The organism is Rhizobium sp. 'Codium 1' (assembly GCF_020889605.1).
Lineage (GTDB): Bacteria > Pseudomonadota > Alphaproteobacteria > Rhizobiales > Rhizobiaceae > Allorhizobium > Allorhizobium algae.
This window is the reverse complement of the sequence record NZ_JAJGPW010000006.1, coordinates 273,566-279,939: the sequence shown is the minus strand read 5'-3', so window position 1 is coordinate 279,939 and position 6,374 is coordinate 273,566. Positions and strand designations below refer to the sequence as shown.

General features: G+C 56.3%; 8 protein-coding genes. 5 read left to right on the top strand and 3 right to left on the bottom strand.

The window, feature by feature from the left end:
• Positions 1 to 21: 21 nt before the first annotated feature.
• Together LJE98_RS16170 and LJE98_RS16165 are read right to left on the bottom strand one after the other, a co-directional pair.
• Positions 22 to 762, bottom strand: coding sequence for a hypothetical protein (locus LJE98_RS16170; RefSeq protein WP_229576249.1), 741 nt, complete (start codon positions 760 to 762; stop codon positions 22 to 24).
• A 308-nt stretch (positions 763 to 1,070) separates the two neighbouring features.
• The gene (locus tag LJE98_RS16165; RefSeq protein WP_229576248.1) at positions 1,071 to 1,967 is read right to left on the bottom strand and encodes a LysR family transcriptional regulator; all 897 of its coding nucleotides are present in this window, start codon (positions 1,965 to 1,967) and stop codon (positions 1,071 to 1,073) included.
• 105 nt (positions 1,968 to 2,072) lie between these two features.
• Here LJE98_RS16165 and LJE98_RS16160 point away from each other — a divergent pair, with 105 nt between their 5' ends.
• The 4 genes from LJE98_RS16160 to LJE98_RS16145 all read left to right on the top strand — a co-directional run bounded on the left by LJE98_RS16160 (position 2,073) and on the right by LJE98_RS16145 (position 4,648).
• Entirely contained in the window at positions 2,073 to 2,756 is a 684-nt protein-coding gene (locus LJE98_RS16160; RefSeq protein ID WP_229576247.1) for a DsbA family protein, read from the top strand.
• A 98-nt stretch (positions 2,757 to 2,854) separates the two neighbouring features.
• Positions 2,855 to 3,265 carry a GlcG/HbpS family heme-binding protein gene (locus LJE98_RS16155; protein ID WP_229576246.1) on the top strand — a complete coding sequence of 137 codons (411 nt, stop codon included), beginning with the start codon at positions 2,855 to 2,857 and terminating at the stop codon, positions 3,263 to 3,265.
• 81 nt (positions 3,266 to 3,346) lie between these two features.
• On the top strand, positions 3,347 to 4,246 hold the full coding sequence (locus tag LJE98_RS16150; RefSeq protein ID WP_229576245.1) for an MBL fold metallo-hydrolase: 900 nt from the start codon (positions 3,347 to 3,349) through the stop codon (positions 4,244 to 4,246).
• A gap of 6 nt (positions 4,247 to 4,252) precedes the next feature.
• Positions 4,253 to 4,648 carry a nuclear transport factor 2 family protein gene (locus tag LJE98_RS16145; protein WP_229576244.1) on the top strand — a complete coding sequence of 132 codons (396 nt, stop codon included), beginning with the start codon at positions 4,253 to 4,255 and terminating at the stop codon, positions 4,646 to 4,648.
• Between the two features lie 268 nt (positions 4,649 to 4,916).
• On the opposite strand, the gene LJE98_RS16140 is transcribed toward LJE98_RS16145, so the two are convergent.
• Positions 4,917 to 5,816: a LysR family transcriptional regulator gene (locus LJE98_RS16140; protein WP_229576243.1), complete on the bottom strand. Its 900-nt coding sequence runs from the start codon at positions 5,814 to 5,816 to the stop codon at positions 4,917 to 4,919.
• Between the two features lie 114 nt (positions 5,817 to 5,930).
• Between LJE98_RS16140 and LJE98_RS16135 the strand changes: the two genes are divergently transcribed.
• Positions 5,931 to 6,359 carry a DoxX family protein gene (locus tag LJE98_RS16135; RefSeq protein WP_229576242.1) on the top strand — a complete coding sequence of 143 codons (429 nt, stop codon included), beginning with the start codon at positions 5,931 to 5,933 and terminating at the stop codon, positions 6,357 to 6,359.
• The last annotated feature ends 15 nt before the right edge of the window (positions 6,360 to 6,374 follow it).

Here is a 6,374-nt window from a genome sequence, read left to right as displayed (position 1 = left end):
CAGCCCGGTAGCTCGTCAGGCTCATAACCTGAAGGCCGCAGGTTCAAATCCTGCCCCCGCAACCAATGTGACTTGTATATTCGACCATTCCAGATATTTGCTTTTAAGCTCCTCGCCATAACGGTCGAGGAGTTTTTTGCGTTTTTGCTCCGTGTCGATCTCGCCAGACGCAATCATGGCAACGAAATCGTTCTGCGCGGTGGCAACGAACTGTTGTTCCATCAGGTCCATGACATCCATCTGGGCGAAGATGGCAGCGATCAGTCCGTGGTCTTGTAGGGATGGCGGCTGATGGCCGGGTGTCTTGCCGATGATGACGGTCTGGATGAGGTCCCGCACGATCGGCATCAGCCGGCGCTTGACCACTTCGTCGGCGTTGTTGCGCGCGAGGAAGATCAGCTTGCGGATTGCAATCTCGATGTTTGCCGGATTGAACTGCGCCTTCAGCTTCTCGATCTTCTCCTGAAAATCCTCGGCCGGCTCCTCGCTCGTCAAAAGTTCTCGGGCGAGCTGTTCGCGCTTCAGCTCAAGTTCGTCGAGCTGGTCGTCGAGAATGGCAAGCCGCGGCCGGCCTTCGGCATGCCGGTCCTGGATCTGCTGGGCTAGGTTCTTCTGCTGCCGTGCGATGGCAGTCAGTTGCGCGGCAATATCTTCCTTCCGTGACGGGATCGCAGTTTGCCGGTCTCGACCGCGATCATCTTCTGCGAAACGCGATCGAAGATCTCGAGCTAATAGAACGCGACGGGAATGCAGTTCAGACATTCGTCACCTGGCTGAGAAACAAGCCTCCGGGCTTTTCGGACTCTGCAAAGGAATCACGGCAGTCTGTCCGTCGAGCCCGCTAACCGCAACAGACGAAAGTTCTGGCCGGAAGCGAATTCTGCCGTGGCGGGAACGCGCCTTCATTCCGGACTTTGAGGTCAGCACGTCGAGCGCCTGAAAGCCGATACGCCGCCAGACGAAAGCTGCTGCGCAAGCTCATCAAGCAACCGTCTTATTTGCTATCGATCTCGGTTCACTGGCTGTTGGCAGCCGGCTCGATGTGCCCTGCGCAGTTGCGCCGACCAGTTTTATCCTTTGACGGCGCAGGCCAACATGTCGACAAAGCCCGTAACTTTTGGGGGCCTGAAGCGGGCGGCCGGATAGACCGTATAGATGCCGCCTGATGGTAGATCCCATGCTGGCAGCACCGGGATCAGGCTCCCGCTGGAGATCTCCCCAAGCGCCAGGAAGTCCGGCAGGACTGATATCCCACCTCCATGCCGTACGGCCGCCATCACCGCTGGTGTGGTGTTGATGGCGATGCTCGACTGGAATTTGACGGTGCGGCTTTCCCGATTGTCATGGGTGAAGGTCCATTCCAGGGGCTCCCGCAGGGCCGCATTGGCCACAAATGGCAAGGCCGTCAGATCCTTTGGCTCTCGCAGCTTAGCTATCTCATCGGTGAACTGAGGTGATGCGACCATGAGTTGTCTGAACGAACCGATCCGCCGCGCCTGCAGACTCGAATCCGCCAGCCACCCAACGCGGATCGAAAGATCCATGTTCTCTGCTATAAGATCGACCGCCTTGTCGCTGAGATTGAGTTCGACTTTGCAATTCGGGAAGCAAGCGGTGAAGTCCGCAACGACAGGAACCACGACTGTCGTCCCGTAGTCATATGGTGCTGTGATCCTCAAAAGACCCTTCGGATTGGCTCTGGCTTCGGCCAACTCGCTGAATGCGTCTTCAGTCTCTCGAAGGATTGAAACACACCGGGCATGGAATATTCGCCCCGCTTCGGTTGGCTGTAGTCGTCGCGTTGTTCGCATCAACAACGTGGTGCCGACCTCCTGCTCCAGTCTGGCAACCTGCTGGCTGACGACAGCCTTTGTAATGCCGAGATGCTCAGCTGCTTTGGTGAAGGACCCCGCATCGACGACAGCGCAAAAATAAACGAGGCGGTTGAGGTTGGTCATTTCCTGCATGTAGGGTTCCCGTCGATTGTAAGCTTTTAACATACGTTCTGTCGTTTTTGTCGATCTTTTCGTTTCAATGCGACCATGTCATTTATGCTGCACAAGGAGCAAGACATGAGCGACAAGGTTCACATCACCTATCTTTTCGACCCTCTCTGCGGATGGTGCTACGGCGCCTCCGGTATCATGAGGGAGCTGTCATCGCGACCGGAGATAGCGGTTGAACTGATGCCGACGGGTTTGTTTTCCGGTCGTGGTGCAAGACCACTGGACGCTCAGTTTGCAGCCTTTGCCTGGTCAAACGACCTGCGTATCGCAGCGCTCACGGGCCGCAGCTTCACCGAGGAGTATCGGAAACGGGTTCTTGGCAAAAAGGGGGGCATGCTCGACTCCACTGCGGCCACACTTGCGCTGACAGCGGTCAAGCTCACCGCGCCTGGAGCAGAACTCGATGCCCTCAGACTGATCCAGGAGGCGCGCTATGTCCATGGTCTCGACGTTACCGACAAGCTTGTCCTAATCGACATTCTGAAGAACGCCGGCTTATACGCCGCCGCCGCCCGTTTGGCATCATCGGACGAAGACCTGCTCGAAGCTAATCGTCGAAGCCTTGCCACAGCGCGTGCCCTAAAGAACGAGTTCCGGGTCGACGGCGTTCCAGCTCTGATCGTGGGAAAGGGGACAATGCGCCGTCCGCTTGGCGCCAGCAGCCTATTTGGTGATCCGGATCTGCTGTCGAGACTTCTTGAGGCGTGCGCATCTGCCATCGACACCACCCTTTCACATCCCGATCTGTAAAAGAGGACTGAGAGATGGCCCCCCGGAATTTTTCACCTGTCCCTCTCGCTTCGGCGCTTCTGACGCTATGTCTGCCGACCGCCGGTTTCGGACAGAGCATGCCGTCCTACGGAGCACCAATCACGATCGAACAGGCCAAGCAGGCGGCGGAAGCAGCCGTCGCTGAGATGCGAAAACACAATCTGGACATGACGATCGCGATCGTCGATGCGGGAAGTAACCTCGTCTATCTCGAGCGCTCAAATCAGGCTGGTATCGGTACGGTCGACGCGGCAATCGGCAAGGCGAAGGCCGCCAATGGTATCAAAACACCAACCAAGATGATCGAGGACATGATCATCAAGCATGGTCAAAGCAACCTCTTGGCTGTGCCTGGTGCCTTCCCAGTTGAAGGCGGGGTGCCGATCATTATCGACGACAAGGTTGTTGGCGCAATTGGCGCCAGCGGCGGCATGCCGGTCGACGACGGCGCCGTTGCCAATGCAGGCGCACAAGGCTTGCAGCCCTGAAGCCGACCACCGCACCAACCGACTACGCCCTCAATGCCTTAAGCGCAGGCTCCACTGGCCCATCAAAACAGGAGACACGCCATGTTTAACAGGAGAACCATGATGAAGACCACCATCGCCGCCGGCGCTGCAGCCGTATTTTCCCCCGCTGGCCTCGGCCACGCCTCCGGCAAGAGCCTGACCTGGACATCATTCCCGGCCGGCCAGAACGGCTTTTTCCGCGCCCCCGTTCTGATCTCCGGTGCAAGCGAAGCTGTCCTGATTGATGGTGGCTTTACGCTCTCCGATGGCCAGTCTGTCGCAGACGCCATCAAGGCAACCGGCAAGACGTTGACGACTATTTATATCAGCCAGTCAGACCCTGACTATTACTTCAGCCTCGGTCCGATAAAGGCTGCCTTCCCCGATGCCAAGGTCATCGCTGCGTCGGCCACAGTTGACGCCATCAAGGGCAGCGTCGAAAAGAAGCTTGCTGTCTGGGGGCCGCAGTTGAAGGAAAATGGCCCGCAGGCATTGGCCGACATCATCATGCCAGAAGCCTTTGACAAAAAGACGCTGACGGTTGATGGGGAAACCATTGAGATCGTCAGTGCCGAGGGGCTTGCCAATCGCCGCTATCTCTACGTGCCATCCTTAAACGCAGTGTTCGGCGGAGTGATGATCTTCAACGGTGTTCACGTCTGGACTGCTGATACCAACAGCGTCGATCTTCGAGCCGCCTGGATTGCCAATCTCGAAAAGATCGCGGCTCGCAAACCGGCGGTCGTGGTTGCCGGCCATATGACGGCAGACGCTCCGACCGACCTTTCAGGCGTCGAGCACACGATTGCCTATCTGAAGGCATTCGAGGAAGAACTGGCTAAGACCAAGGACTCGGCCGCGCTGAAGATCGCAATGGAAACTCGGTTTCCGGGCCTCGGCATGGGTCTCGCACTCGACATTGGCTCCAAGGTTGCCACCGGCGAAATGAAGTGGGGCTAATCCGTCATGGGCGCCAATCTTGACCTGATCCGAGCCACCTACGAGGGTTCCTCAGAAGACAATGGCCGCAATCTGCTTGCGGCTCTTGCTCCCGATGCGACCTGGACGGAGGCCGAGGGTTTTCCCTATGCCGGCACCTATGTAGGACCGGAAGCTATCGTCGCGGGTGTCTTCCAGCGACTTGGCACCGAGTGGATCGGCTATCGCGCAGAAGTCCACACGTTCATGGAAGACGGTGACCAGGTTGCGGCGTTCGGCATCTATTCTGGCACCTACAAGGCGACGGGCAAGTCGATGACGGCGCACTTCGCGCATCTCTATAAGGTTCGCGACGGCAAGATCGCCAGCATGGTCCAGTATGTCGACAGCCATATGGTGGTCCAGGCGCTGAGTAATAACTGAGGCGTTACCGCTCCCGGACACAGCAAAATATCGTGTCCGGGGGTGCCGCCGATTTTTCGCAAATATCTGGTTAAAATTCAGCCGAGCTGTTCTTCGAGAGACTCAACAGGCATCATTCCGAAACCCGCGAAAATAAAGCCAGAGGACATGACCAATAAAGTCAGCTGGAAACCGGTGGCTGCAATAAAGGGGATGGCGAAAGGTTTCGGTCATTCCGCAAGATCGCACACGTCAATCTCTGCAGGGGTGCTGTTACAATTTCGATACGCTATTCTAAGGCGCTAGAAAATCCATCTGGCCCAGCCAAGAAGTCCAGGAAGCTTCTTACCTTGGCAGGAAGATAGCTACGATCAGCGTAAATAGCCTGAATATGCAGTTTCGGCCATGCAATGGTGGGCAACACTGGTTCAAGTCGACCGTCTTTCACATCGTTCTGCGCTGCCCAGTTTGGGAGCATGGCAAAGCCCATGCCAGCAATAGCGGCTTGATGAAGAATGCTTTCGTTGGCGCTTACCAAAATTGGCCGGAATTTGATATCCATCCCCTCTTCGCCACCAAATCTGATGCGCCCGTCCGCTGCAACCTGAGAATAAGCAAGCAACGGGGCGTCATTCAGATTTGCCGGGTTTGTGGGCCGGCCGAAGCTATCTAAAAATGCAGGGGCTGCGACCAACTGAAACGTGACCTCTGACAGTTTTCGCGCGATCAAGCCCTCATCTAACTTAAACGCAACACGAAGCGCCAGATCGATACCTTCTTCAACCATGTTAATCTTGCGGCCGCTCAAGTCGATATCAAAAGTCACATGTGGGTTTTGCTGATTGTAGGTGGTCAGTAGTTTCGCAAAGGCCGGATTCGACATCCAAACAGGCATCGACATTTTGAGCGTACCGCGCGGCGACATGCTGTCTGTGGTCAATTGCGCTTCGGCTTCGCTTAGCGCGTCAAGCACACGGCGGATCGTTTGCAGGTACTGCGCACCTGCCTCGGTCAGGCTGACGTTGCGACTGTTGCGATTGAGCAGGCGAGCGCCGACGCGCGCCTCGATATGCTTGACGTGTTTGGTGGTCATAGCGGGCGAGAGGCCAAGCCGCTCCGCTACGGCAGAAAAGTTCTTATGTTCCGCAACTTCGGCAAAAACACGCAGGCTCAAAAGTGTGTCCATCATCAACTCACAGGAAATGGTAAGTCAACATATGACCTAATGATGTCCCAGATGGAAATGGTTATTCCTGTTCTCATCACATCACGCTGCATAAGCGATTTTTAGGAAGAGAACGGCATGACAACGATTGATATGAACCCCATACAAACCAGCAAGGGTTGGAATATTGGCCTGTGGGTCGTCCAAGCCCTATTGGCTGCAATATTCCTGATGGCAGGTGCAACCAAGCTGATGTCCGGATCGGCTGAATTGGTCGCTATGGGGATGGGCTGGGCCGAAAATGCACCCTTGTTGCTCATCAAATTCATTGGCTTTGCAGAGATCGCAGGCGCGCTTGGCATGATCCTGCCATCGGTTACACGCATCATGCCACATCTGACGAAAATGGCCGCAGTCGGCCTTGCCGTGATCATGGTTCTGGCCGCTGGACTGCATATCACACGCGGTGAATTCGAGGTGGTGCCGATGAACGTGATCCTTTTCGCGCTGGCCGGTCTGGTAATCTGGGGGCGCAAAAACAAAGCGCCGATCGCACCGCGCGCTTGATCCTCCTCGACGCGT

Bases quoted from the DNA above. Each gene is read 5' to 3' on its own strand.
- LJE98_RS16170 (WP_229576249.1), bottom strand. From the start codon at position 762: ATGTCTGAACTGCATTCCCGTCGCGTTCTATTAGCTCGAGATCTTCGA.
- LJE98_RS16165 (WP_229576248.1), bottom strand. From the start codon at position 1,967: ATGCAGGAAATGACCAACCTCAACCGCCTCGTTTATTTTTGCGCTGTC.
- LJE98_RS16135 (WP_229576242.1), top strand. From the start codon at position 5,931: ATGACAACGATTGATATGAACCCCATACAAACCAGCAAGGGTTGGAAT.
- LJE98_RS16150 (WP_229576245.1), top strand. From the start codon at position 3,347: ATGTTTAACAGGAGAACCATGATGAAGACCACCATCGCCGCCGGCGCT.
- LJE98_RS16145 (WP_229576244.1), top strand. From the start codon at position 4,253: ATGGGCGCCAATCTTGACCTGATCCGAGCCACCTACGAGGGTTCCTCA.
- LJE98_RS16160 (WP_229576247.1), top strand. From the start codon at position 2,073: ATGAGCGACAAGGTTCACATCACCTATCTTTTCGACCCTCTCTGCGGA.
- LJE98_RS16140 (WP_229576243.1), bottom strand. From the start codon at position 5,816: ATGATGGACACACTTTTGAGCCTGCGTGTTTTTGCCGAAGTTGCGGAA.
- LJE98_RS16155 (WP_229576246.1), top strand. From the start codon at position 2,855: ATGCCGTCCTACGGAGCACCAATCACGATCGAACAGGCCAAGCAGGCG.